This is a genomic window from Metabacillus herbersteinensis, assembly GCF_042433335.1.
GTDB lineage: Bacteria > Bacillota > Bacilli > Bacillales > Bacillaceae > Metabacillus > Metabacillus herbersteinensis.
Window position 1 is genome coordinate 67,272 of the sequence record NZ_JBHLVO010000006.1, and the last position, 26,200, is coordinate 93,471.

Annotated in this window: 19 protein-coding genes and 1 pseudogene; 16 read left to right on the forward strand and 4 right to left on the reverse strand. The window is 36.0% G+C overall.

All coding sequences use genetic code 11. The annotated features are described in order from the left end of the window. Positions 1 to 11: 11 nt before the first annotated feature. The 10 genes from ACFFIX_RS09920 (at position 12) to ACFFIX_RS09965 (ending at position 11,325) form a co-directional block, all read left to right on the forward strand. Entirely contained in the window at positions 12 to 341 is a 330-nt protein-coding gene (locus ACFFIX_RS09920) for a (2Fe-2S)-binding protein (RefSeq protein ID WP_378933268.1), read from the forward strand. Next, positions 342 to 1,415, forward strand: coding sequence for an NAD(P)/FAD-dependent oxidoreductase (locus ACFFIX_RS09925; RefSeq protein ID WP_378933271.1), 1,074 nt, complete (start codon positions 342 to 344; stop codon positions 1,413 to 1,415). 129 nt (positions 1,416 to 1,544) lie between these two features. Next, positions 1,545 to 2,666 (forward strand): NAD(P)/FAD-dependent oxidoreductase, encoded by a 1,122-nt coding sequence (locus tag ACFFIX_RS09930; RefSeq protein ID WP_378933272.1) that lies wholly within the window; start codon positions 1,545 to 1,547, stop codon positions 2,664 to 2,666. A 227-nt stretch (positions 2,667 to 2,893) separates the two neighbouring features. Then, complete coding sequence (locus tag ACFFIX_RS09935; RefSeq protein ID WP_378933274.1) at positions 2,894 to 3,229, forward strand: DUF1904 family protein; 336 nt, start codon at positions 2,894 to 2,896, stop codon at positions 3,227 to 3,229. A gap of 1,596 nt (positions 3,230 to 4,825) precedes the next feature. Beyond that, a complete protein-coding gene (locus ACFFIX_RS09940) occupies positions 4,826 to 5,485 on the forward strand; it encodes a GntR family transcriptional regulator (RefSeq protein ID WP_378933275.1) in 660 nt (219 codons plus the stop codon). A gap of 143 nt (positions 5,486 to 5,628) precedes the next feature. Then, positions 5,629 to 7,098, forward strand: a complete 1,470-nt coding sequence (locus ACFFIX_RS09945) for an aldehyde dehydrogenase family protein (protein WP_378933278.1) — start codon at positions 5,629 to 5,631, stop codon at positions 7,096 to 7,098. A gap of 301 nt (positions 7,099 to 7,399) precedes the next feature. After that, a complete protein-coding gene (locus tag ACFFIX_RS09950) occupies positions 7,400 to 8,311 on the forward strand; it encodes an NAD(P)-dependent oxidoreductase (RefSeq protein WP_378933281.1) in 912 nt (303 codons plus the stop codon). Between the two features lie 140 nt (positions 8,312 to 8,451). After that, positions 8,452 to 9,492: a TRAP transporter substrate-binding protein gene (locus tag ACFFIX_RS09955; RefSeq protein WP_378933284.1), complete on the forward strand. Its 1,041-nt coding sequence runs from the start codon at positions 8,452 to 8,454 to the stop codon at positions 9,490 to 9,492. A gap of 6 nt (positions 9,493 to 9,498) precedes the next feature. Then, positions 9,499 to 9,993, forward strand: a complete 495-nt coding sequence (locus tag ACFFIX_RS09960) for a TRAP transporter small permease (RefSeq protein ID WP_378933287.1) — start codon at positions 9,499 to 9,501, stop codon at positions 9,991 to 9,993. 3 nt (positions 9,994 to 9,996) lie between these two features. After that, positions 9,997 to 11,325 (forward strand): TRAP transporter large permease, encoded by a 1,329-nt coding sequence (locus tag ACFFIX_RS09965; protein ID WP_378933290.1) that lies wholly within the window; start codon positions 9,997 to 9,999, stop codon positions 11,323 to 11,325. Between the two features lie 570 nt (positions 11,326 to 11,895). Here ACFFIX_RS09965 and xylE read toward each other — a convergent pair. From xylE to xylA, 3 genes and pseudogenes are all read right to left on the reverse strand, one after another. Further along, entirely contained in the window at positions 11,896 to 13,311 is a 1,416-nt protein-coding gene (gene xylE / locus ACFFIX_RS09970) for a D-xylose transporter XylE (RefSeq protein ID WP_378933292.1), read from the reverse strand. A 341-nt stretch (positions 13,312 to 13,652) separates the two neighbouring features. Next, positions 13,653 to 15,155: pseudogene (xylB, locus tag ACFFIX_RS09975) on the reverse strand (xylulokinase). Between the two features lie 84 nt (positions 15,156 to 15,239). Further along, positions 15,240 to 16,574 carry a xylose isomerase gene (gene xylA, locus ACFFIX_RS09980; RefSeq protein WP_378933295.1) on the reverse strand — a complete coding sequence of 445 codons (1,335 nt, stop codon included), beginning with the start codon at positions 16,572 to 16,574 and terminating at the stop codon, positions 15,240 to 15,242. Positions 16,575 to 16,811: 237 nt separating this feature from the next. On the opposite strand from xylA, the gene ACFFIX_RS09985 reads away from it, so the two are divergent. The 4 genes from ACFFIX_RS09985 to deoR all read left to right on the forward strand — a co-directional run bounded on the left by ACFFIX_RS09985 (position 16,812) and on the right by deoR (position 22,182). Further along, the gene (locus ACFFIX_RS09985) at positions 16,812 to 18,005 is read left to right on the forward strand and encodes an ROK family protein (RefSeq protein ID WP_378933298.1); all 1,194 of its coding nucleotides are present in this window, start codon (positions 16,812 to 16,814) and stop codon (positions 18,003 to 18,005) included. Positions 18,006 to 18,212: 207 nt separating this feature from the next. Next, positions 18,213 to 19,073, forward strand: a complete 861-nt coding sequence (locus ACFFIX_RS09990) for a 6-phosphofructokinase (RefSeq protein WP_378933301.1) — start codon at positions 18,213 to 18,215, stop codon at positions 19,071 to 19,073. Positions 19,074 to 19,099: 26 nt separating this feature from the next. Next, a complete protein-coding gene (gene tkt / locus ACFFIX_RS09995) occupies positions 19,100 to 21,112 on the forward strand; it encodes a transketolase (protein WP_378933304.1) in 2,013 nt (670 codons plus the stop codon). Between the two features lie 125 nt (positions 21,113 to 21,237). Next, entirely contained in the window at positions 21,238 to 22,182 is a 945-nt protein-coding gene (gene deoR / locus ACFFIX_RS10000) for a DNA-binding transcriptional repressor DeoR (RefSeq protein ID WP_378933307.1), read from the forward strand. A 704-nt stretch (positions 22,183 to 22,886) separates the two neighbouring features. Here deoR and ACFFIX_RS10005 read toward each other — a convergent pair. Continuing rightward, positions 22,887 to 23,867, reverse strand: coding sequence for a bile acid:sodium symporter family protein (locus ACFFIX_RS10005; protein WP_378933310.1), 981 nt, complete (start codon positions 23,865 to 23,867; stop codon positions 22,887 to 22,889). 437 nt (positions 23,868 to 24,304) lie between these two features. On the opposite strand from ACFFIX_RS10005, the gene ACFFIX_RS10010 reads away from it, so the two are divergent. Both ACFFIX_RS10010 and ACFFIX_RS10015 read left to right on the forward strand, forming a co-directional pair. Next, positions 24,305 to 25,090 (forward strand): IclR family transcriptional regulator, encoded by a 786-nt coding sequence (locus tag ACFFIX_RS10010; protein WP_378933313.1) that lies wholly within the window; start codon positions 24,305 to 24,307, stop codon positions 25,088 to 25,090. A gap of 22 nt (positions 25,091 to 25,112) precedes the next feature. Continuing rightward, the gene (locus ACFFIX_RS10015; RefSeq protein ID WP_378933317.1) at positions 25,113 to 26,144 is read left to right on the forward strand and encodes a DctP family TRAP transporter solute-binding subunit; all 1,032 of its coding nucleotides are present in this window, start codon (positions 25,113 to 25,115) and stop codon (positions 26,142 to 26,144) included. The last annotated feature ends 56 nt before the right edge of the window (positions 26,145 to 26,200 follow it).

Genomic DNA, 26,200 nt, shown 5'->3' on the forward strand with positions numbered 1-26,200 from the left:
AGGTGAATTAGTTGGAAAAAACAACAATCATTTGTCGATGTGAAGAAATAAGCTGTGAGGAAATTGAAGAAGTCATTGAGCAAGGCGCAAGTACCTTTGATGATGTAAAAAGACTAACACGGTGCGGAATGGGGCCCTGTCAGGCAAAGATATGCACGAGCCTCGTTGCAAAAATTATTCATGATCAAACAGGCAGGCCTTTCCATGAGATTCCTTTACCTCGGATGCGGATGCCACTGTCCCCTATAAAGCTTGAAACACTAGGTACTAATAGCACAACATTTTCGGCTGTGAAATCTGTTTTAGATGAGGTGGAATTAGAGGATGGGAAGGTGAGGTAAATGGAAACAAGTTACGAAACAGTGGTCATTGGAGGAGGGGTAGTAGGTAATGGTATTGCCTATCACCTATCTGAACGCTATAAAGAAGGCATATTGGTGCTTGATAAGAAATATCCAATGACAGGAACATCGGGCTCAACTCAGGCTTGGGTGTGGGTGCACAATAAGACACCATCCTGGTATGCCGAATTTAGTATGTATAGTGCTGAACTCTATCCTTATTTATCAAAAAAAATTGGAGACTTTGAATATAAACGGACTGGTGGTCTATCTCCATTTTTCAATGAGGAGGACCGGGAAAAGGCTTTACAACTTGCTGAGTCTTACCGAAAAATAGGTATTAAGATTAAGGTATTATCAAGGGAAGAAGTATTGGAAAAGGAGCCCTCAATCAACCCTGAGGTTGCTGGGGCGACGTATAGTTCAATCGATGGAAACGTCAATCCCTTTCGGTTAATTGACATGTACTTGAGAGCTGCAAAGAAAAATGGTGTTAATTACTCCACTTATAATAAAGTAACAAACATCCAAAAGCAGGATGGGAACTTTATCGTCGTTTCAGACAAGGAAACCTATGAATGTAAAAATCTAATTCTCGCTGGCGGTACCTGGTCAAGGGAGTTGGGGGCGATGCTAGGAATCAATATTCCAGTAAATCAATTAAGAGGGCAAATTCTTGTTTCCGAACCTCTAAAGCCTTTCTTGAATTATACGATCAGCGGGTTAAGGCAAGCTAATAATGGCGAGGTCTTAATCGGATATTCAATGGAAAAAGCAGGATTTGACAGATCGACAACCCTTGATGTTATCCAGGAAACAGCAAATATGGCAATCCACTATGTACCTTCTTTGAGAAAAGCAAAAATTGTCCGTGCATTTTCAGGTATTCGTGCCATGCCAGAAGACGGCTTTCCGATACTTGGAAAAGTTCCAGACATTGAAAATCTCTATGTTGCAGCTACACATAGCGGAGTTACCCTTTCCCCCCTAATTGGAACACTAATGACTGAATTAATTCTCGATGGAGAAACATCTATTCCGATTGATAGGTATTCGATTAGTAGGTTCTATTAAAGCATGCAATCAACCCAGTATTTATTGGGAGAATTTAACTCTACATGGAAATTGATAACGAATAACTATTGGATCTATAACTTGTATGTACTGGGCTAAAGTTAAGATATCGAGAAAGGGATGTAGGAAATGAAAATTGTTATTGTAGGTGCAGGAATTGTAGGATCCAGTGCAGCGTACCATTTGGCTAGAAAGGGTGCAGAAGTTGTTGTTGTTGATAAACTTCATGAGGGGCAAGCCACTGCAGCGGGTGCAGGAATTGTATGTCCTTGGATTACAAGAGTTGAAGATCAAGATTGGTATACTTTAGCTAATGCTGGAGCCTGTTATTATCCATCACTTATTTCCCAACTTAAAATAGATGGTGAAAGCGATCTAGGCTATGGCCTAGTGGGCGCCATTGCAGTAAGTAATGATGAAACTGAACTAAATGAAATTGAGAAAAAGGTTAGAAAACGGCAGGCAGAAACACCTGAAGTTGGGGAAGTCAATCGACTATCAGCCAAAGAAGCACGTACTCTTTTTCCGCCTTTAAGAGAAGACCTTGGAGCAATTCATGTGACAGGTGCTGCACGTGTTGATGGTAAATTATTACGTGATGCTCTACAGAAAGGGGCTGCAAAACACGGAGCGACATTTTATTCTGGTGAAGCTAGACTTGAAGTAGCTAACGGTAAAGCCATAGGTGTTTATGTTAATGGGGAATTGATTTCAGCAGACTCTGTTGTCATCACTGCAGGGGCATGGGCATTAGAAATACTTGAACCTCTTGGTATTGAAATTCACATCGAACCCCAGCGAGGGCAAATTGCCCACTTAAAGCTTCCCGAAGAAGATACATCAAAATGGCCCGTTATTCTTCCTCAAGGTAGTCATTACCTGGTTTGCTTTGATGATTCTCGTGTTGTTGTAGGAGCAACAAGGGAAACAGGATCCAGATTTGATTATCGTGTCACAGCAGCGGGAATAAAAGAAATTATGGAAGAAGCATTATCGGTTGCACCTGGACTTTCTGATAGTACTTTGCATGAAGTAAGAATCGGATTTAGACCGAATGGGCCAGATATTTTACCTTTACTTGGGAAAATTCCATCAATTCAAGGATTAATCATTGCGACCGGCCTAGGTGCCTCAGGTCTAACAATGGGACCTTATGTTGGAACATTGGCTGCTGGTCTAGCGTTAAATGAAGAAATTGAAGTTAATATTGCTCCATACGATCCTCTTAGGAATTCAATAGGAGTAAAATAAAGCACATTTATATGGTACTAACCGAGAATCTGAACCAAAACCAGAGTAGGGTGGAGAGGAACCCCTATACTTTGTCCCCTTTCCCTAATTGTAACACTAATGCCTAAATTAATTGTCAATGTCGAAACATCTATCCTGATTGATCTGTATTCTAAGTAGGTTTGGTAAAAGCAATAATTTCCTTTTAAAATCTTAATCTATAAAAAAATTCAGTAGGAGGATTACATATGCCCCATTTAATGATAAGAGGAATTTCCGTGGAACAGGTCAAAGAAATAAGTACACCACTAGTACAGGAACTAGCAAGACTTTGTAAATGTGAAACTGACACTTTTACACTAGAAATAGTAAATTCAACTTTCATTTTAGATCAAAATGAGGTTCCGGGATATCCCTTTATTGAAGTCAAATGGTTTGAACGTGGCCAGGCCATCCAGGACCATTTTACCCAACTTGTGACAAAGCATGTTCTTTCACTTGGGATTCCAGAGGTAGAAGTTGCCTTTACAGCATTTTTGGAATCCGCCTATTATTATAATGGTAAAAGTTTCGCTAAAAATTAAAGGTGTCAAGTAACCCTTTTTAGATAGTTTGTGGAGTTACACATGAAGTTACTAATGCTTATTAGGGATTAAGTAAAGCCTGAGCTACCTAGCAGAAGGGGGTTCAGGCTATATTTTGTTTCCTATGTATGTAGCTTTTACTTCTTAAGTTGTCTATTAATGATGAAGTGTACTACTAAGCAGAATACCTACGTACGGGGGAATAACTACATCCTTAATAATGTATTATGGCTTTCCATTCCACGTCGTCTCTAAACGACTTCCACATCGTGGACACTCACCATTTTGCACCTTATGTTTCTTGAATGTCATTTTAAAATTGTATATGTTCTAGTGCCTGGTATCAGCACTCAGGATTTGGCGAATATTTATCGATATACTCCGGTCTTGACAGCGATTTTTATGTTGAGAGTCCTTGATAAAAAGGTATAATTTACTTATTATAAAGATAAGAATAAAAAAGATCAGGTGGTTTGAACACCCGATCAGGCAACTATGTGCCACAAAGTGAGCGGTTAACCAATTAATAAGTATTCACAATAGAGAAGTAACTACCCAATTACCTTGGAGAGGTTGGGGCGGTTACTTCTTTTTGTGTTGATGAAGGATGACACTTTGTGTACTCTGATGAAAGTGATTAACTTTAAGTAAAGGACTCTATTCCCTTGGAAATATAAATCTATAACACTATAGACATTATTTGATAATCTTCGGGTGGTGCCAGGGACGGAACATTAATTTTAACGACTTCCTTGATAAATTTGAATAATTTACTTATAATTTAGATAAGAATAAAAAGAGATCAGGTGCGCTAACACCTGATCACCGCAACTACATGCCGCAAAGTGAGCGGCTAACCAAAATTAGTTAAGTACCTTAAGAGAAGTAACTACCCAGACCTTGGTGAGGAGGGGCGGTTACTTCTTTTTGTGTTGATGAAGAATCATAATAACAATAGTTAAAACACCTATCAAAACTAAGTTTGAAGACAGTGCAATAGATATTGCTTCATATGTCGTCATCGTTCCCACCTCCCTTCAAGGGAAGTGGCTAACCGCCCACCTGCTTATGTAGTTGCTACCTTTAGTTTATTATTTTTCTTTTTAAACTACTATATAAAAAGAAACGTACGTTCTATTTTAGTGTTAAAGAATGCATATTATCCCCTGTGTAGTTCTTTATGTCAATGACTAATTTGTGTATTCTAAATTAAGAACAGAGAGGATTAACATCTAGCAAAAAAGGTTGTTTTTTCTCGAGAATATAAGGCAATACTACTTTCGACACTATTTGATAAATTTCGGGTGGTGCTAGGCACTAAAAAAGCGGGAAACCTTATGATTAAGGGTTTCTCGTTTTTATTTTCATTTTTAGTGAAAATAAAGCGTTAATACTATCGACGCTATTTTACAAATTTCAGATGGTGCACAGGTACTTTCTCACGAATGTTAATTGGAATAATTGAAAGCACTATTTAAGGTGTAAAAATAAATTTACTATTCAGAATAATTATAAAGTAGTGGTATACAATATATTAGTGATATGGTATTCTATTATTTAAGTAATGGTATACCAAATAATAACGGAGTTGAGATTATGACTGATGATTCAAGTAATATGCAGAGCTTATATTTAAAAATAAAACAACAGATTATAAATCAAGATCTTAAACCAGGAGAACGATTGCCTGAGCGTGAGCTAGCAGAAAAGTACAATGTTAGTCGTACTCCGATAAGACAGGCGTTACAACAATTATCAATAGAAGGTTTGGTTGAATTTATACCTTATAAGGGTGCTTTTATTAAAGATTTAACAATTGAAGAATTTAAAGATATTACTCAGCTCCGAATGGTATTGGAAAAGCTTGCAGTAGAAATATGTTGTGATTCCAGTGATGAAAGTGTTGTAAAGGATTTAGAAGAAATTATTACTAAACAAAAAAATGCAATTATCAACAAAGACGTTAAGGAGTATTCTCTGCTTGACCAAGAATTTCATTATTCCTTTGTTAGGACCTCAGAAAATAAAGAATTAAAAAAATTTATTGAGCTATTAAACCAAAAATCTTTTTTATCAAGGATCAGGACATTATCACTGCCAGGCCAGATGGAGAGGTCAGTAGAGGAACATCAAGAAATTCTTAATTGCATTTTACTAAAAGATAAGGAAGGTGCTGGTAATAAAGCATCAGCCCATGTACAAGACGCATTACAGACATATATAAATATACACAACCTAATGACACAGTTTAAATAACGTATCCGTAATTACCAAAAGGTTTTACTAGAGTTGTTATTTCCCTTTCTACAATCCTTTATCGTAAATCCATAATTTTTTATGGTAATTGATTGTGCAAGGTAAATCTATAGATGAAAAAAATAAACAAGGATGGTGTTTTGATGAAATTTGTATCTGTTGTACAAGAATTGATGCTAATTAATGGAAAAAGGGCTGCGAGTGCAAGTTCAGAATTTTTCTCAATTGAAAACCCAGCTGAGAAGGGTTCTGTAATAGCCGAAGTACCTAGAGCTTCTGCAGAGGATGTTGATATTGCGGTAAAAGCTGCTGATGAAGCCTTTAAGTTTTGGCGAGAAGTTCCATCACGTGAACGTGGAAAGCTACTTTGGAAAATTGCTGATGCTGTTGAAGCACAGGGTGAGGAGATTGCAAGAACGATAGCTACTGAAACAGGAAATGCTATTCGAACTCAAGCTAGAGGTGAAGTGAAAAGTGTTATTGAAATTTTCCGTTACTTTGCTGGGGTTGCAAGTGAGATAAAGGGTAGTACATGTCCGGTTGATAATAATTTAATGGCTTATACACAACGTGAGCCTTATGGGGTTATCGGGGCGATTGTACCTTGGAATGCTCCGGTGCAACTATCATCATTAAAAATTGCTCCTGCAGTTGCATCAGGAAACACTATTGTTTTAAAAGCAGCTGAAGATGCTCCTCTAGGAGTTTTAAAGCTTGCAAAAATTTGTGCTGAGTATCTCCCGCCTGGTGTTGTGAATGTTATAACTGGGTTCGGTCAGGAATGTGGTGAAGCTTTAACAAGTCATCCTCTTGTAAAGAAAATAACTTTTACAGGATCAACTGCAGTCGGTAAGACAATCATGCATAAAGGCGCTGACCGAATTATCCCTGTTTCTCTAGAATTAGGGGGTAAAAGTCCACAAATTGTATTTCCTGACGCCAATACCGATAAAGTTGTCGATGGTATTATTTCAGCAATGCGTTTTGCTCGCCAAGGTCAATCATGCTCTGCTGGAACACGTCTATATCTGCATAATTCAATTTTTGATTCGCTTGTTGAAAAGCTTGCAAATAAATTAGGGGAACTTAAAGTAGGCAATCCATTGGATGAAGAATCAGATATGGGCTCTATTATTAATAAAAAACAATTTGATAAAGTATGTGGATTTATTGAAGAAGGAATTAATGATGAGAATGTAGAGCTTTTAATCGGAGGCCTACCAGCTGAGGAGGGTCCATTATCTCAAGGGTATTATCTACAACCTACACTTTTTGCTTGTAAAAATGGTAATACTAGGCTGGCTAAGGAAGAAATTTTTGGTCCAGTATTAATGATCATGCCATGGGAGGATGAAGATGAGGTTATTCAGGCTGTTAATAATAGCTCTTATGGACTAGCTGCATATGTTTGGACAAATGATACTACAACTGTGTTAAGAACAGCTAGTAAAATAGAATCAGGTTGGATCCAGGTAAATCGTGGGGGAGCTCAGATGCCAGGACTTTCTTATGGTGGATATAAGCAAAGTGGTATAGGTCGTGAGTTTTCCTTAGAAGGTATGCTTGATAGCTATACGCAAATCAAAAGCATCATGATAGATTTTAATGATTAATGATTTTAAAAGTGGTTTAAGCTAAGGTAGTTAACTAGCAAAAAAGTGTCTCTAAAAAGATATGTAAGGAGCTGTGATAGATTGAAAGACTTCTTAAATCGCAGCCATTATATATAAATTGGGTAAGCTTGAATTCTAGTAATAAGGTTAGTTACTTAGGGCTAAAAGTCAAGCTATAACAGTTAAAAATGAAAGCGCTTTATACTCAGTGGAAGGGGTGAACTACATAATAGAAATTCTTAGAAAAGGTGACCGATAATTCATTAATTAAAAAACTTTATATTTAAAGGAGCGACTTTTTATGACAAATAAAGTACTTGTAGTTGGAGCGGGGAGAATGGGGTTTGGTGTTATTACAACCCTGATTAGCAAAGGGTATCAAGTGACGGTAAGTGACCCCTCAAATGAAGCAGTAAACAGAGCAAGAAATATCGGGGCAGAAGCCTCTGTAGACTTTAATCAATCTGTTGTTGATAATAACGTAATAATTTTTAGCTTGCCAGGTCCTAACCAGGTTAAAGAAATGACTGAAAGAATGGTTCAATTAAATGTAATACATCAACCTCTAATTATTGACCTAAGTACGATAGATCCTCAAACCGCTATTAATGCGGGTGAAAAGTGTAGATTAAATGGGTTAAGGTATATAGAAGCACCAGTTAGTGGCGGCCCAGGGGGTGCTGAGTCTGGCACACTTTCTATCATGGTAGGTGCAGACGAGAGTGATTATCAACAAGTGAAGCCAATTTTGAATGATATTGGGAAGAACATCTATTACTTAGGAGCAATAGGAACAGCTTCTATAGCAAAAATATGCAACAATATTGTAGTTGCTTCAACCGCATCTATATTAAGTGAAGCATTTATATTGGCTTCAGCTGGAGGGATTGAGCCAGTGAAATTAAAAGAAATATTGGAAAATAGTGTTGGAGGCAGTAAAAAATTAGAAGTATTTGGTAATCATTTTGTTTCAGGTGATTATTCAAATCCAACGTTCGCTTTGGGATTAATGCACAAAGATGTTGGGCTTTTTGCAGAAGCCATTAAACAATACGGGTTAACCTCTTTGGTAGGTTCATTAACTTGTCAAATATATAATGGTGCTCATTCCCACGGTTTAACGAATGAGGATCATACCGCAATTTGCAAGTTTTTAGAGGATGTAAATAATAGGAAAGTAGAAAGAGGTGTCCAAGTGGAGGGAGTTAAATGAAAAAACACCTCTCAAGAACGTAAAATACTAAGCTACTAAGTTAGTATTGAGTTACTTTTACTCAGTTTTAGTATCTGAATATTCGAAGTAATTGTTATGGTTTAATTTCACTGAATATTTCGAAAAGGGAGGTCGTTTAAATGAGAAAAAAATTCACACTTTTATTATCGATGACGCTAATTTTTTCCTTGTTTTTAGTAGGGTGCGGTAACCAGAATGAAAGTGCAGGAGGGGAATCATCAGGTGGAGAGAAGAAACAGTATGTCTTAAAGCTTGGTCATGTAGGCCCCGCTGATACAGAACATCCTTGGCAAAAATATGTGGAGGATTTTTCCGAAAAAGTGGAAGAACAGACTGGTGGTCAAGTAAAAGTAGAAGCATATCCTGCTAGTCAGTTAGGTGCTGACAGAGAAATGCTAGAGGGAATGCAACAAGGTGTAGTTGATATGGCGCTTGTTGGTACTATTGCAATGGGGAACTTTGTTCCAGAATACCAAGTATGGGATTTACCATATATTTTCCCGTCTGATCAAGAGAAAAAAGACGAAATAGTAAACGGTGCTATCGGAGAAGAACTTGCTGGGAGTGCGAGAGAAAAAGGGTTTGAGGTTATCTCTTATTGGCATCATAGTAATCGCTCTATGTCAAACTCAGTACGTCCTATAAAAAGTATTGATGATCTAGAAGGTTTAAAGGTGAGAGTTGTTGAAAACCCATCATCACTAGATTGGTTTGGAAGTATTGGCACTGTTCCAACACCGATGGCATTTAATGAATTATATACAGGTTTACAACAGGGAGTTGTAGATGGTCAAGACAACGGTCCTGGATTAACATACGGTTCTAAATTTTATGAAGTACAGCCTTATTATACGTACACGGAACACATCTATAGTGTATTAGCATTTATGGTAAGTAAGAAAACATGGGATAAATTGCCGGAAGATGTGCAAACGACATTGAAGGAACTTGCAACTGAAGTTGGTAAAGAACAATTGAAATATAGTCTTGATATGGAAGTGAAATATGGTGAAATGATGGAAGAGGCAGGAGTTGAAGTTCATAGATTATCTCCAGAAGAAATTAAGCGATTTGAAGAAAGTGCTTTACCAACTTATGAGGAAGTAGCACCTGCTATTGGAGAAGATCTTGTAAATAAAATGCTTGAATACAAGGAGTAGATAAAAATGGAACGCATAAACAAATCACTAATTTATCTAGCTGGAATACTAATGCTAGTGTTGACCGGATTAGCAAATCTTCAGGTGTTTTATCGCTTTATAATCCAGTTACCACTACCGTGGGTTGAAGAGGTTATCCGGTATATAATGATTTATTTGGTGTTAATTATGAGTTCCACTGCCATTTACTTAAACTCTCATTTAAATGTTGATATCTTAGATTTAGTTATTAAGGGGAAGTATCTACAGCCTTTAAAAAAGTTTAGAGCTGCGATCGTATTCATTTTTACAGCTTCTTATGCATATTTAGCCTTTACTCTAATAATGGATACGATTGAGTTGGGGCAGGTTACGCCTGCCCTCCAAATTTCAATGGCTTGGCCATTAATTCCTCTTTTGTTAGGTGGTATTTTAATGGCCATTAATTGTATTTACATAATAATCCCTAAAAAAACCGAATTTAACCAAAATCAAAATCTAGATATTAGCAAGGAGGGGTAGAAAATGGTTTTGTGGACACTACTTTTATTTTTCTTCCTAGTTCTAATAGGTATACCAATTGCATTTAGTTTCGGGATTGGTGCTCTATTTCACTGGTTGGTAAACGATCCTTCTAATACCATTGTATTAGTAACAAAAAGTTTTGGCTCGTTAGATTCATTCTCTTTGATGGCGATTCCTCTGTTTATTTTAGCAGGAGATATTATGAAAGAGGGGGATATTTCAAAACATTTGATTAATCTTATCAATGGAATGCTAAGAAAAATAAAGGGTGCGTTAGCGCATGTAACCGTAATTGCTTCTTTATTTTTTGGTGCAATTTCGGGCTCTTCAGCAGCAACTGTTGCAGCCATCGGCGGTATTATGATACCAGAGATGATTAAGAAGGGGTATTCCCGTGAAAATGCTGTAGTTGTAACAGCTGCAGCAGGTTTTTTAGGAGTATTAATTCCACCAAGTATTCCCCTTATTATTTATGGGTTTAATGCAGAAGTCTCGATTGCTAAGCTTTTTTTAGGTGGTATTGTTCCAGGTATTTTAATGGCCATTGGTTTTATGATTGTAAATCGATTTATGTATAATAAGCAAATAAAAAATAATGAGGTAGCTGCCTCCCTAGAAAAAGTGACGAACGAAGCATCAACAGGACAAATCCAATTAGATCCAGAAGGCAATAAAAGCTTAAAGAAAAACTTTTTAAATGCGTTACCTGCCCTTTTGATGCCTGTTATCGTGTTGGGAGGGATTTATTCTGGTATTTTTACACCAACCGAATCCGGTGCAATTGCTGCTTTATATGGGATACTAGTTTCATGTCTACTCTATAGAAGTATAGGGCTTAAAAAACTAGTTTTTATATCAGGTAACTCAACGTTAATGAGTGCAATTATATTGCTTATTATAGGGCTAGCCGGTGTTTTTGGATGGTTAATCACTACTGAACAGGTTCCTATGAAACTTGCTGAAGCTGTTACAAGTCTTACAACAAATCCATATGTAATTTTATTAATGTTAAATATAATTTATTTAATACTCGGTACCTTTTTGGAAACGATTACAGCTATTGTAATCACCACCCCAATATTTTTGCCTTTAGTTTTAGCGGTTGGAATTGACCCAATTCATTTTGGAGTTATACAAACTGTTAATTTGGCCGTGGGCCTCATCACTCCACCAATGGCATTAAATTTATTAATGGCATCAAAAATAGGAGATATCCCTGTATTACAAACGGTACGTGCTCTGGTTCCTTATTTTGTTGTTGCTATCATTGTTCTCTTTATCGTTACGTATGTTCCGGGAATTGTATTATTCCTGCCAAATCTATTGTAAGTATACAGTGACTACTTTATTAAGAGAGTAATTGAGAGGGAATGATTGTATGGAAAATAGAGTTGCGGTAGTTACTAATGCAGCATCGGAAAGAGGGATTGAAAGGGCCTAGCAAATGAATTAGCAAAAAAAGGAGCAACAGTAATCATTGCGGACATTAATAAAGATGGGGCTATCCATGGGCCTTCGGGCAGTTTGTTTTCCATAACTTTATTAATGGTTTTAGTCTCTACCAAGCTAAGATAAATAAGTATCACAATAAGAAGTTTCTACCCATTACCTTGGTCAGGAGGATGGAATGGTTACTTCTCACCGCAACTACATTCTGCAAAGTGAGCGGCTAACTAATTTGATAAGTATTTCTAAAAAAAGAAGTAACTAACCGTTATCCTTTGGTCGAGGGCGGGCGAGTTACTTTTTTTGTTTGAAATAACACTAGATTAACTTTCACATAATTAGATAGACTTCCAGTATATATTTTCAAAAAGCGAATTAGAATAAGCGCATGAAATCATTCATGCGCCTCTCACAGATTTATTATTTATAATAGTAAAGGATTCAGAAATAAGTTTATACTGCTTTATGCTGATTAACACTAGGTTTTCTCCAAACATTATCCATTTGTTCAAGGGTCTTTCCTTTAGTTTCAGGAATAAATTTCCAAACGAATATAGCTGAAAGTACACTCATTAGACCGTAGAAACCATAGGTTAAACCACTACTATATTCCATCATCATTGGATAAGTAGATGAAATCAGATAGTTAGCAGCCCATTGTGCAGCTACAGCAACGGCCACGGCTTGTCCACGAATTTTGTTAGGGAAGATTTCAGAAATCAATACCCAACATATTGGGCCCCATGACATCATGAATGAAGCTGTGTATATAATAATGAATATTAAAGTACTAATCCCTATAACATTTGAAAAGGCTAGTCCTGCTACACCAAACATACCAATAGCCATACCAATGGAACCTACTATTAATAAAGGTTTACGTCCCCATTTATCCACTGTCAAAATGGCAATGACAGTAAAGACTACATTGATGAGTCCCATAACAATTGTCTGTAACATCGAAGCATCTTTTGCAGCCCCCATGCTTTCAAAAATACGAGGAGCATAATATAAAGCAACGTTGATACCAACAAATTGTTGGAATACTGAGAGCAAGATTCCAATAATGATCACTAATTTTCCGTAAGCAAATAGTTTTTCAGAGGAAACATTTACCGTCACTGTTTGTTTAATTTCTTTCAAGATAGATTTTGCTTCTGAAGATCCATTAATTTTAGTAAGAATAGCTAGAGCTTTATCATCTTGATTTTTTAATGTTAAGTATCGAGGTGTTTCTGGAACGAAAAGTAATAGTAAACCAAACAATAGAGCTGGAATTGCTTCCGAAGCAAACATATATCTCCATCCCACATCGTTGATCCATTCTAATGGTTGTCCGTTAGCGATACCCCAGTTAACAAAGTAAACAACCAACATACCAAAAATGATCGTAAATTGATTGAACGATACCAATCTACCACGAATATTAGCAGGTGCAATTTCTCCTATATATATTGGAACAATCGCTGAAGCCAAGCCGACACCAATTCCACCTATGATTCGATACAGGTTAAAGGTAAGTAATAAAGAGATGGATGGTTCTCCTTTTGTGAAAAATAAAAACTCAGGATAAGCAGATCCTAAAGCTGATAGGAAGAAAAGGGCAGCTGCTGCGATAAGTGAATTCTTACGACCAAATTTTGACGCGAAATAACCAGATATTAAGCCTCCAATGATACAACCGATTAATGCACTAGAAATTGTTGCACCATGTGCTAACGACCCTAAGCCTAAAGGTTTAACTAAATAGGCTTCTATTGACTTATCAGCCCCAGATATTACAGCAGTGTCATACCCAAAAAGTAAACCTCCAATACAAGCCACTAGCGTAATTGAAAAAATATAAAGTGAGTTTCGTTTTTGTTTCATAGTTTATTAAAGACAGATTTTAATAACCAAATAAGAAAGTGATTTCCTGAATATTTTATAAATAACTTAAAAGTAAACTATTTTTTATCCAAGTAACACTGTTTTATTAATTATCATCTAAGCTCCATTTAACAATAAGTATTAACAGCGCTTTCAATTTAATGCATTCTAATTTTTATAGCGCTTTCAATAAACTTAATTATTTATATGGTAAAAAAGATGATTTCAAATAACCTGCTTTTTTGGTTTAATAATCTAAAATCTGTCTTTATACTCCCCTCTATTTTGAATTTTCGAAATTACTTAACTAAACTCTCAGGATCCTGCCTTATCTTTGGTTATTACATTTTCCTGAATTTCTTTAACCCTTCATTCAGTTCTTTTGTTTGTATATAAACATTTTTGTATAAATGGTAAAGTTGTCCATACACTTCGACGTTTTCCGGCACAGGTGTATATGTTTTAGCAGAGGTTATGAAAACATCTGCACACTCTTCTATGGATTCGTACCATTTACAACCGTATGCAGCTAGAATTGCTGCTCCTACAGCCGGTCCTTGTTCACTTGATAATTTTACAATTGTAGCGTTGAAAATATCGGCTTGAATTTGAAGCCACGTATCATTTTTTGCTCCACCACCAATGGAAATGATTGTATCAATTGTCTTCCCACTTTCTCGGAATATTTCGATGGATTCATTCAAAGAAAAGGTAATTCCTTCAATCACTGATCGTGCGAAATCATTTCGTTTGTGTGAAGAATCAATACCTATAAAACTTCCACGAATGTTGGAATCTGCATACGGCGTACGTTCCCCTACTAAATAAGGTGTAAATAAAAGACCATTTGATCCAATAGGAACATCTTTTAGACAGGCTAATAACGATTCAAACGTTTCCTTTTCTCCAAAAGTATCTTTAAACCAACTTAAACTATGTCCGGCCGCTAATGTTACTCCCATTGTGTAAAAAGCATTTTCTTTTCCATGATTGAAATAATGGACTTTCCCTTGAAAATCCCGATCATTTCGTTCCTCATAAGAAAGAACAACACCAGATGTTCCAATACTACACAATGTTTTTCCTTCAGAAAGGATGCCTGATCCGATTGCGCCACAGGCATTGTCGGCTCCACCTGCGAATACTTTGGTGGATGGAGCTAAACCAGTTTGTTCAGCAATTTCTCCAGTAATAGTTCCGACACACTCGTGTGATTCTACTAAAGGTGGGCAAATATTTATATCAATTCCTACTAACTGACATAGTTCTTCACTCCACTTCTTCTGACCGACGTTTAACAATAATGTTCCTGCAGCATCTGAATATTCACTATGAATTCGCCCCGTCATTTTAAAGCGCAAATAATCTTTTGGTAACATAAAAACGGCTGTTTTTTCTATTAGCTCTGGCTCATATTGTTTAACCCAGAGTAACTTTGGCAAAGTAAAACCTTCTAATGCTTGGTTCTTAGTTATGTCTAACAGGCGTTTTTCTCCAATTGTATTGTATATTCGCTGACATTGCTCTGTTGTTCTCGTATCATTTCAAAGGATGGCATTGCGTAAAACGTTATACTCTTCATCTAGTAAAACAAGACCGTGCATTTGTCCTGAATAACTAATCCCTTGAATATTCTCTACGTCCCCATCAAATTGCTCTACGAGTTCCTTTAATGCTTCCATTGTTTTTTCTATCCACTCATTAGGATTTTGTTCACTATAACCAGACTGTTCTTGTATTAACGGATATGACCTCGAAGTTTCTTTACAAACTTCTCCATTTTCATTCATTAATAATACTTTTACTGCACTCGTTCCTAAATCAATGCCGGTTACATATTTCATGAAAATTCACCCCTTTTCTAGATAGAAGGTACTGGAACACTTAAATATGAATCCAGTACCTTTGCTTGTCTTTTCAATTTATGTTTATTTCACACTTACACTCGCAAAAGTATCTAAAATGTACTTATTTAAAATTCCTTTTAAGTATTCTTGTCTACCAGATTTATTTTCAATCGTGTCAAGTTGGAAAGCATATTGCTCTAATTTATGGAAGTTTGTCTTTCCTTCAACAATATCGAGTCCAATCCCTTCTGTATAACTGCTATAACGGTCTGCAACAAAATTGTCTAACACTTTATCTTCAATTAAACGTTGAGCTACTTTTGTACCGATAGCAAAGCTGTCCATTCCTGCAATATGTGAATGGAACAAGTCTTCAGGGTCAAATGAGCCCCTTCTCACTTTCGCGTCAAAGTTTAGCCCTCCTGTTTTAAGACCGTCATTTTTGAGAATCTCATACATTGCTAGTGTTGTAGAGTATAAATCTGTTGGAAATTCGTCTGTATCCCAACCAAGTAATGTATCCCCTTGGTTTGCATCTACTGAACCTAACATACCGTTAATACGAGCTACATGTAATTCGTGCTCAAACGTATGACCAGCAAGTGTTGCATGGTTAGCTTCAATATTAAATTTGAAATGGTCTTTTAAGCCATATGATTGTAAAAACGCTAGGCTAGTTGCCACATCAAAATCATATTGATGTTTTGTTGGTTCCTTCGGCTTTGGTTCAATTAAAAATTGAGCATCATAACCAATTTCTTTTGAATAATCTATTGCCATATGGAAGAAACGTGCAAGATTATCAAGTTCAAGCTTCATGTTTGTGTTTAGCAATGTATCGTATCCTTCACGACCACCCCAAAACACGTAGTTCTCAGAACCAAGTTCTTTACCAATTTCTAAACCCTTCTTTACTTTTGCTGCTGCATAAGCAAATACATCAGCATTTGGCGATGTCGCTGCCCCATGTAACCAACGTGGGTGAGAAAACATATTAGCAGTGTTCCATAATAACTTTGTCTTACTTGTTTTCATATACTCTTTAATCATGGCCACAATTTCATCTAGGTTCTTAAACGTTTCACTTAGTGAATCTGCTTCAGGTGCAACGTCAAAATCATGGAAGCAGAAGTATGGAACATTTAATTTTTCATAAAATTCAAATGAAGCTTCCACACGTGCTTTTGCTAAGTCCATTCCAGAAAACATATTATATGGACGTACCATTGTACTTTGTCCAAATGGATCTGTACCTTCTCCTGTAAACGTATGCCAATAGGATACGGCAAAACGTAAAAATTCTTCCATTTTCTTACCGTTAACTGTTTCTTCTGGGTTGTAATACTTATACGCAAAAGGATTCGTAGAATCTGAACCTTCATATTTTACATGATTAACATTTTTAAAATAACTCATTTTCATTCCTCCAAAAATAGTTTTAATAAACAATCATTAGTTTACTTGAAAGTTTGATAACAAATGTTGTTACCGTTTTCATTTCTACAAATTGATTGTATCAGCATCAACTTAGTTTGTCTATTGAATTAACTAAGTATTTATTTTTCTTTTTTATGTGTTATAAATAGAGTAAAGGGTCAGTTTAAATGATCTATTCAGATATATTAGATATATTAAATTTGAGGAGTAAAGAATATGACTTGGAATCAACAATTAGTAAAGGTTAATAATAAATCACTAGTGTTACATACAATTAAAGAACAAGCTCCCATATCCCGTGCTGACATATCACAACATTTGGGACTAACAAAGGGAACCGTTTCCTCATTAGTCAACGAGTTATTAGAAGAAAAAATTTGTTATGAGTCTGGACCTGGAGAATCTAGCGGTGGAAGGCGCCCAGTGATGTTGCTATTTAATGAACGTGCAGGATACTCCATTGGAATAGATTTAGGGGTTAATTATATATTAGGTGTTCTTACTGATCTTACAGGCAATATAGTGAGTGAGAAGATGAAGCATGTGAATAATATGGACTACGAAAAAACAATTCTTACTATTAAAGAGATTATTCAATTCTTACTAAATTCTTCACCGAATAGCCACTACGGTGTTGTGGGGGTTGGAATTGCTGTACCTGGTATTGTTAATAAGGATGGGGATAACATATTGCTCGCTCCTAATTTAGGGTGGGAAAATATTAACTTAAAACAAGATATTGAAAAGGAATATAGCCTCCCTGTCGTTATTGATAATGAAGCAAATGCAGGTGCTTACGGAGAAAAACGTTTCGGATCTGGAAAAGAGTATGAAAACCTTATCTATTTAAGTGCTGGAATTGGTATTGGAGTAGGGTTTATTTTAAATAATGAACTTTATCGAGGAGCCGATGGATTTTCAGGTGAAATGGGTCATATGATAATTGAAATAAATGGAAAAGAGTGCAGATGTGGAAGTACTGGATGTTGGGAGTTATACGCATCCGAACAAGCATTATTACACCAAGCTAAATACTTACAATTATCAATAAAATCAGAAGAGATAAGCTTGGAATCGTTAGTTGAACTAGCAAAAGAAAATGAGGAAATTATCTCACTATTTGATCAAATTGGTAGATACTTAGGCATTGGAATCACTAATATTATTAATACATTTAATCCACAGCAAATCATTATTGGCAATCGCTTGGCATTGGCAAAAGAATTATTATTAAAACCAATAGTTGAAGTTATCGAGAGGCATTCATTGAGACATAATCAAACAAACCTTAAAATAAACTTTGCAGAATTAACTAACTATTCAGCAGCACTGGGAGTTTCGGCATTTGTAATTGAATTTTTCTTAAAATCAGATCTACATGAAAAACACAAAAAGATCCCAATAGGGTAAACCCTATTGGGATCTTTTTGTGCGTGTGGCAGCACGCTGTTTCAAAGATCTAAACTTCATCATTTTAAAGACTAGTGGCAAAATCGTTATTTTTTGAAAATTATGCTTTTATGTATTTATCTTTTTCATTATTTTATGTATACTAATCAATGTAACAAATGTTCAATGAGTAGTGAACGAAATTTCTTTCTGAAGGTGGTAACGTAGATGAAAATAGGTGTAGCTCATTTTGGGTGTGCTTCAGCAGGTACAGTTCAAATCGTTCGTACCCTTATAGAAAGACTATCCATACAAGAGAAAACCGTATATGGAATCGAATACAATAGAGTGTCTAAAGAGATAGAACTAAAAGAATTAACTTCAAAGGGCTTTTCATCAAATTTAGGCTTAGATGGCTATGTATTAAGTAGTTTTCCTAATGATATATGGAACGAAAAAACGTCGGTACTAGAAGATAAATTATCAAATTTGGATAAAGTTATTTTATTAGGTGGAAGTGAAGCCAAAATAAATCAATTTTTACCGAAACTTTTATCCGTTCCGATTAGTATTTTTAATAGTGTAGAAGGTTCCGAACTTACATTAGGCTATGATACGGCTTTAAACTCAATTGTTGAATACATAGAGAGTGTAAGAGACACAGCAAGTTCGTTGTCATATGGAAAGGTAAGAGTCTTTAATGTGCAGATTCCTGGTAATGGCTTATCAAAACTTTTGTTGAATTCTGCTCTAGCAGTTGAAGCAAAAGTTGTGACAAACACTAGTCAGGAAGAAATTGAGCAGTTAAAGCAGCATATTAGGATGAAAGAAGCTAAACAAGAGAGTTATACTTTCTTATTGATGGACCAATCAGTAGATCCAGTAAAACTAGGAGTTCACTTCGGAGAATTTGATCTTGATTGGAAAATCGTTGAGATCGATGAGTCTCAATGTGGAGGACCAAAACCTACTGCATTAGACCGAGTTATTGCTAATCAATTGAAAAAAGCCGTAGTTGATTGGAGTTTATCTGATCAGCCTTCAGGTCAATTACTAATTCAAGACAATCAAGTATTGTTTAGAAAATAAATAAGTTCTCGGAGGGAAAAAACATAATGAGTGAACTAACACAAACAGAAAAATTATCAATCGAAACAATTCGTACATTATCTATTGATGCAATCGAAAAAGCAAATTCAGGACATCCTGGAATGCCAATGGGTGCTGCACCAATGGCTTATACTCTTTGGACAAGATTCATGAATATCAACCCATCAAATCCAAACTGGTTTAACCGTGATCGTTTTGTTCTTTCAGCAGGTCATGGGTCAATGCTTTTATACAGCCTACTTCATTTAACTGGTTATGATTTAACAATTGATGATTTAAAATCATTTAGACAATGGGGAAGTAAAACACCAGGTCATCCAGAGTTCGGTCACACTGTAGGTGTAGATGCAACAACAGGTCCATTAGGACAAGGAATTGCGATGGCAGTTGGTATGGCAATGGCTGAGCGTCATCTAGCTGAAACGTATAATAAGCCATCTTATAATGTTGTCGATCATTTTACATATGCAATTTGTGGTGATGGTGATTTAATGGAAGGTATTTCTTCAGAGGCAGCATCTTTAGCGGCTCACTTAAAATTAGGGCGTCTTGTTGTTCTTTATGATTCAAATGACATTTCATTAGATGGAGATTTAAATCGTTCATTCTCTGAAAATGTAGAGCAACGCTTTATTGCTCAGGGCTGGCAGGTTATTCGTGTAGAAGACGGAAATGACTTGAACGAAATTTCAAGTGCGATTGAACAAGCAAAATTAGACTTAGATCATCCAACATTAATTGAAGTAAGAACAACAATTGGTTTCGGTTCTCCTAATAAATCTGGTAAATCTGATTCACATGGTTCTCCACTGGGTGCAGAAGAAATCAAATTAACAAAAGAAGCTTATAACTGGACGTTTGAGGAAGACTTCCATGTACCTAGCGAAGTATATGATCACTTTAATAAAACGGTAAAAGAAGCAGGAATAGCAAAGGAAAACGAGTGGAACGATGTATTGGCTTCTTATGGAAAAGAATTTCCAGAGCTAGCGAAACAATTCCAGCATGCAATAAGTGGAGAACTACCAGAGGGCTGGGATAAAGAAATTCCAGTATATGAAGAAGGTACAAGTCTTGCTTCACGTGCATCTTCAGGTGAAGTATTAAATGGAATTGCAAAAAAACTACCATCATTCTTTGGAGGATCAGCTGATTTAGCAGGTTCTAATAAAACAACGATTAAGGATGGCGGAGACTTCACAAGTGCAAATTACGGTGGACGTAATATTTGGTTCGGTGTTCGTGAATTTGCAATGGGCGCTGCATTAAATGGTATGGCATTACATGGCGGTTTGCATGCATTTGGCGGAACATTCTTTGTATTCTCTGATTACTTACGACCAGCTATTCGTTTAGCAGCATTAATGAATCTACCTGTAACGTATGTCTTTACTCATGACAGTATCGCTGTTGGTGAAGATGGACCAACACATGAGCCAATTGAACAATTGCCATCATTGCGTGCAATGCCTAATCTATCAGTTGTCCGTCCAGCAGATGGTAACGAAACAGCTGCAGCTTGGAAAACAGCGATTGAATCAACATCAACTCCAACTGCACTTATATTAACTCGACAAAATTTAAAAACAATTAAAAATACAAAAGAAACGGCATATGAAGGGGTTCAAAAAGGAGCATATGTCATCTCTCCAGCTGCAAAAGAAACTGCTGATGTTCTTTTATTAGCATCAGGATCTGAGGTTGGTCTTGCAGTGGAAGCACAGCAAGTTTTAGCCGGGGAGGGAATCGAAGCTTCTGTTGTAAGTATGCCAGCTTGGAATCGTTTTGAAGCTCAATCAGATGAGTATAAACGTTCCGTACTACCAAAAGACGTGAAAAAGCGTTTAGCAATCGAAATGGCATCACCACTAGGATGGGATCGTTATACAGGTGACGAAGGTGATATTCTAGCTATTAATACATTTGGTGCTTCTGCTCCAGAAAAACGAATTTTAGCAGAATACGGCTTTACTGTTGAGAACGTTGTTGCTCGTGTTAAAAAATTAATTCAAGAATAAGTAAACATCAAGAGGCTGACGATTAGGAAAGGTGTCAGCCTCTCTCTTTTATTTTGGAACATGTATCATGTATAGTAATTAGAGAGATCTACCCAAATTATTATTATTATTTAGGTGCTGTTTAAATGGAAAATGAAAAGCTTAATAAAATTATTGAAGTCGCTAGACTCTACTACCAATTAGATTATAGCCAACAAGAGATTGCCAAAAAATTAGATGTATCAAGACCTACCGTTTCAAGATTATTAAAGCAAGCAAAGGATTCAGGGATTGTTGAAATAAAGATTCATAACCCTGTTGAAGCAGGTGAGTTATTAACGGAGCGTTTAAAGGATAAGTTTGGCCTGAAAGAAGTCGTTGTTGCTTCTGTTTCAGAGTATGACCATACGTTAATTAAAAGGCATTTAGGAGAGGTGGCAGCAAGTTACCTTAATAGAGTGGTAAAAGATCATGATGTTATTGCAGCATCATGGGGTACTACTGTTTATGAGGTAGCAACAAAACTAAAACCAAAGCCTATTAGTCATACAACAGTTGTTCAGCTCAATGGTGGAGTCAGTCATTCAGAGACAAAGACCTATGCTTCTGAAATTATTCATTTGTTCGGAGAAGCATTTAATACACAAACCTTTTTGTTACCGTTACCAGCGATTGTTGACCATATTGTTGTTAAGCAAGCGATAGAAGCTGATCGACATATCCATAAAATCCTTGAATTAGGTAAGCAAGCTAACATTGCCATTTTTAGTGTAGGAACTCCTGTCGTGGATTCAGTTTTATTACAAGCAGAATATTTCTCGAAGGAAGACCAACACCAAATACAATCTAAAGCAGCTGGGGAAATATGCTCTAGATTTTTTGATAAAAATGGTGACATATGTGTTGAGAATTTAAATAATCGAACCATTGGGATTGAACTACACGAACTAGCAAAAAAAGAAAAGTCGATCCTTGTAGCTGGTGGACCGAAAAAACTAGAAGCGATTTATGGAGCATTAAAAGGGAAGTATGCAAACGTATTAATAACAGACGAACATACAGCAAGTTTATTAATTGAAATGGATTATTAGCAATAGAGGTAGAACAAGATACTAGTAGCTGTGAGGAAAATAGATCTGAAAGCTAATATGAATGACTTTTGGGATATGTAGAACGATAATGGACATTTCCGCACTAATTCGTCTGGTGCTACGATACGTATTTAATAGTTAGAATGAAAAAGGGTGTTCAATTTTGAACACCCTTTTGTTATGTATGTAAATATAAAACTCAATACATATGATTGATTATAAAGAAGAATAAAGAAACTCCTACCTATCCCTATAAATAAGAGAGACCGTCGAGGGCGGGCAAGTTACTTTTTTTTGTTTTGACTTAACATAACAACAATAGTTAAAACACCTATCAAAACCAAGTTTGAATTTAGTGCAATAGTTATTGCTTCGTATGTCGTCATCTTTTCCACCTCCCTTCAAGGGAAGTGGCTAACCGCCCACCCTGCTTATGTAGTTGTTAACTTTAGTTTATCATTTTTCTTTTTAAACTACTAGATAAAAGGAAACGTACGTTCTGTTTTAGTGTTAAAGAATGCACATAATCCCCTGTGTAGTCTAAGTTAAAAACAGAGAGGTTTAACATCTAGCACAAGAGGTTGTTTTTTCTCGAAAATATAAAGCAACACTACTTTCGACACTATTTGATAAATTTCGGGTGGTGCCAGGCACTTTTTACTATTACAACATGGAGCACACTGGGGTCTTTTTTTATGGAAAAACTATTCGACATTATTATCTAATACACCAGGCACGGAATACTGACCGGATTCAATTTTATCTTTTTTAGCGAAGTGATTTGATATCAGTGAACCTACAGATAAATTTATGATCATATTAACAATCGGCGCAATCGCTGCAAGCTCGCCGATAAATTCAAATGCCAATATGGCAGCAAGTGCTGTATTACATAATCCTACTTGAAAAAGAATGGCTCGAGCATCCTTCTCACCAATGGATAGCCTTCTTGCGATAAAATAAGCAGCTGCCATTGGAAAAACGACTTGAATAAAGGTAGCAAACACAATAAGGGGTAGTAGTCCGAGTTCATTGCTGATCGCTTCTGTGCCGTTACCAACGATTGTATGGATAATTAATAATAATGAAAGGGAAGAACCTAACCTTGTAATAGATTTAGAATGAGTTGCTAATTGAGGAGATAGACGTTGAATAAACAGCCCTGCTCCCAAAGGAAGAACAACGATGAATAGAAACGACTGGAGCAAGCTGAAAAAAGATATAGATACCTGGCTACCAGAAAGGCCGAGCATAGAAATAGGAGTAACAATTGGGCTTATGGCTATATCTATTAATGAGGAAGCAATCACTAGTGATGTGTTACCTCCTGCTAAAAATGTGTACAATGTTGCTGCTGTAGCACTTGGGACGGTTCCTGATAAAATAATACCTGCTGCAATTTCTGGATTAGATGAAAAGAAAATATAAGCTAACCCTATTGATACGACCACTGTCAGTGTCCATTTTAGAAGAGCCGCTAGAAAAAGCTCTCTCTTTTTTGTGCGAATTCCTTTAATGGCTACTATATTCATTGAAATACCTGTGAAAAATATGACGACCCCTAACAGTAAGCTTGGAACCCAAGATGCAGCATTCCAATACACTGGGGAAAGATAAGTACAAATGGCTACTAAAACAATGAGCAAAGGCAGTCTATTAGAAAAAATTTCACCTATGATTTTCATGTTTTAACGATTCCCTTCCCTAAACTATTAACTTAATATTAACAAAATTAAAAAATTAAAATAAGTAACGGAATATCCATCAGCTTTATAAAAATGCTGTCAAAATACCGATGACCTTTTACTATTTACTTTTCTATTAAACATACCTAATCATTTAGGAAAAATAGACTAGGAAAGGTTTCAAACATTTTCAATCAGTTTACAATTATAAGAAAGTTATTGCAATTTTTATTACGCAAAAATACTTTATGGTTTCCATTGTTCTTGAAGAGTAATAGTTATAAGTTTAGTTTTATGGGTGGAATATTATAATAATTTAGATAATTTTAATTTTTATGAAATCGTTGACTTTTCAGAATAATCATATTATTGTAAGGGTATTCAAAAATGAAACCTAGGTTTTATTAAATAAACCTAAGGGAGGTGGTGAGAGAATATTGGATTATAATATCAAAAGTGTAGAAAGAGCTTTTGAAATAATGAAAGCGATATCTGATGAAGCGCAAACTCCTGCTGAACTAGCAAAAAAACTTGATATGAACAAAAGTACTATTCATCGGTTTTTAGCTACTTTAATAGACCTAGGTTATTTAGAAAAGCTTCCAGATAATTATTTACGATTATCACAGTTATTTATTAATTTAGGGGTTAATGCACAAAAGCAGTTTGATGTAGTAACTCTATCTAGACCTTACTTGATTTCACTTGCAGAGGAGTTTAAAGAAAGTTCTTTGTTAGCAATGTTTACTGGAAATGACTGTCAGTATGTAGATAAGATAGAAAGTCCCCATGCCGTAAGAATTGTTCTTGATTCAGGGGCAAAGGCACCTGCTTATTCAGTCGCTTCAGGCAAGGTTTTCTTATCGTCATTAGAAGAAGATGAGTTAAATGATTACTTAGATCATACAAGTTTTATATCATATACAAAAAATACTTTTACTGAAAAAATGAAACTAAAAGAAGAGATTATTCATGTTAGAGAAGCAGGTTACGCAATTGATAATGAAGAATTTGAAATCGGACTTCGAGGATTTGCAGCACCTATTAAAGATTACAGAGGGGAAATAATTGCTGCCCTTTGTATTGCTGGAGTTGCGCCAAGAATAAGAGATAAAAAGAAGATTCATAGTATCATTTCTGCATTACTTTATGCTTCAAAAGATATTTCATATCAAATAGGGTATAAACAAGAATTTCAGAAGATAGGAAAACTAAAAGACTAGTTTTAAAAAGGAGGAAATGAGAATGAAAAAGTTTTTTTTAGGGGTAATATTGTTAACGCTTACATTTATTATGGCGGCTTGTGGTGGAAATGACGAAGCTGGTGGAGAAACATCTGGCGGAGAAGCTTCTAAAGGAGAAACATATGATCTTGATATGTCAGTAACCGTTGGAGAAGCATCTACTTGGTTTAAGGCTGCAGAGAAGCTTGCCGAAGATGTAAAAGAAAAATCAGATGGACGTATTACAATTTCCGTTTATCCTAATGAACAGTTATCAGGTGGAAACTCTGGGACTGCTGTTGAACAAGTATCAAATGGTATGCAGGCAATGTCTTATAACTCAACGATTATCTATTCTATTATGGATGAACGCTTAGGTGTATTGAGTGCACCATTTATCTTCCCAGATTTAGACAGTGCCTATTCGTTACTTGATGGTGAAGGTGGAGAAATGATCAAAGATATTTTAAGAGAGAATGGAGTAGAACCACTAGGGTTTGGTCAAAATGGTTTCCGCCAAGTTACAAACAGCCAACATCCAATAAAAACTCCAGAAGACTTAGATGGCTTAAAGATAAGAATTCCTGGGATTTCCATGTATACAGATCTTTGGAGAATGTTTGGTACTGATCCAACTTCTATGACTTTCTCAGAAGTGTTTACGTCTTTACAACAAGGAACGATTGATGGTCAGGAAAATCCAGTTGACGTTATCCATTCATCGCAATTAAATGAGGTGCAGGATTATATGACTGTGTGGGATTATTCCTTCGATCCTCTTATTCTAGGTATTAACAAAGAGTTATTTGATTCGATGAGTGATGAAGATCAAAAGATCCTGCAGGAAGCTGGAGCAGATGCGAACGCATACCAAATTCAATTAGCGCAAGAATTGGAGTCGGAACAGCTTAAAGAACTAGAAGATAGCGGAATGGAAATTTACACACTTAATGAAGAAGAAAAAGAAGCATTCCGTAAGGTTGTTGAGCCAATTTATGAACAATATAAAAGTGTTTGGGGCGAAGAGTTGCTAAATGCATTTCAACAAAACTAGAGTAGGAACGGTCAGTAATCGAATATTGATTACTGGCCCATTCTTACAGAAACCGT

What these genes read in the sequence shown, in the direction of transcription:
- ACFFIX_RS09925 (WP_378933271.1), top strand. Translation starts at nt 342, where the DNA reads ATGGAAACAAGTTACGAAACAGTGGTCATTGGAGGAGGGGTAGTAGGT.
- ACFFIX_RS09930 (WP_378933272.1), top strand. Translation starts at nt 1,545, where the DNA reads ATGAAAATTGTTATTGTAGGTGCAGGAATTGTAGGATCCAGTGCAGCG.
- ACFFIX_RS09935 (WP_378933274.1), top strand. Translation starts at nt 2,894, where the DNA reads ATGCCCCATTTAATGATAAGAGGAATTTCCGTGGAACAGGTCAAAGAA.
- ACFFIX_RS09940 (WP_378933275.1), top strand. Translation starts at nt 4,826, where the DNA reads ATGACTGATGATTCAAGTAATATGCAGAGCTTATATTTAAAAATAAAA.
- ACFFIX_RS09945 (WP_378933278.1), top strand. Translation starts at nt 5,629, where the DNA reads ATGAAATTTGTATCTGTTGTACAAGAATTGATGCTAATTAATGGAAAA.
- ACFFIX_RS09950 (WP_378933281.1), top strand. Translation starts at nt 7,400, where the DNA reads ATGACAAATAAAGTACTTGTAGTTGGAGCGGGGAGAATGGGGTTTGGT.
- ACFFIX_RS09955 (WP_378933284.1), top strand. Translation starts at nt 8,452, where the DNA reads ATGAGAAAAAAATTCACACTTTTATTATCGATGACGCTAATTTTTTCC.
- ACFFIX_RS09960 (WP_378933287.1), top strand. Translation starts at nt 9,499, where the DNA reads ATGGAACGCATAAACAAATCACTAATTTATCTAGCTGGAATACTAATG.
- ACFFIX_RS09965 (WP_378933290.1), top strand. Translation starts at nt 9,997, where the DNA reads ATGGTTTTGTGGACACTACTTTTATTTTTCTTCCTAGTTCTAATAGGT.
- xylE (WP_378933292.1), bottom strand. Translation starts at nt 13,311, where the DNA reads ATGAAACAAAAACGAAACTCACTTTATATTTTTTCAATTACGCTAGTG.
- xylA (WP_378933295.1), bottom strand. Translation starts at nt 16,574, where the DNA reads ATGAGTTATTTTAAAAATGTTAATCATGTAAAATATGAAGGTTCAGAT.
- ACFFIX_RS09985 (WP_378933298.1), top strand. Translation starts at nt 16,812, where the DNA reads ATGACTTGGAATCAACAATTAGTAAAGGTTAATAATAAATCACTAGTG.
- ACFFIX_RS09990 (WP_378933301.1), top strand. Translation starts at nt 18,213, where the DNA reads ATGAAAATAGGTGTAGCTCATTTTGGGTGTGCTTCAGCAGGTACAGTT.
- tkt (WP_378933304.1), top strand. Translation starts at nt 19,100, where the DNA reads ATGAGTGAACTAACACAAACAGAAAAATTATCAATCGAAACAATTCGT.
- deoR (WP_378933307.1), top strand. Translation starts at nt 21,238, where the DNA reads ATGGAAAATGAAAAGCTTAATAAAATTATTGAAGTCGCTAGACTCTAC.
- ACFFIX_RS10005 (WP_378933310.1), bottom strand. Translation starts at nt 23,867, where the DNA reads ATGAAAATCATAGGTGAAATTTTTTCTAATAGACTGCCTTTGCTCATT.
- ACFFIX_RS10015 (WP_378933317.1), top strand. Translation starts at nt 25,113, where the DNA reads ATGAAAAAGTTTTTTTTAGGGGTAATATTGTTAACGCTTACATTTATT.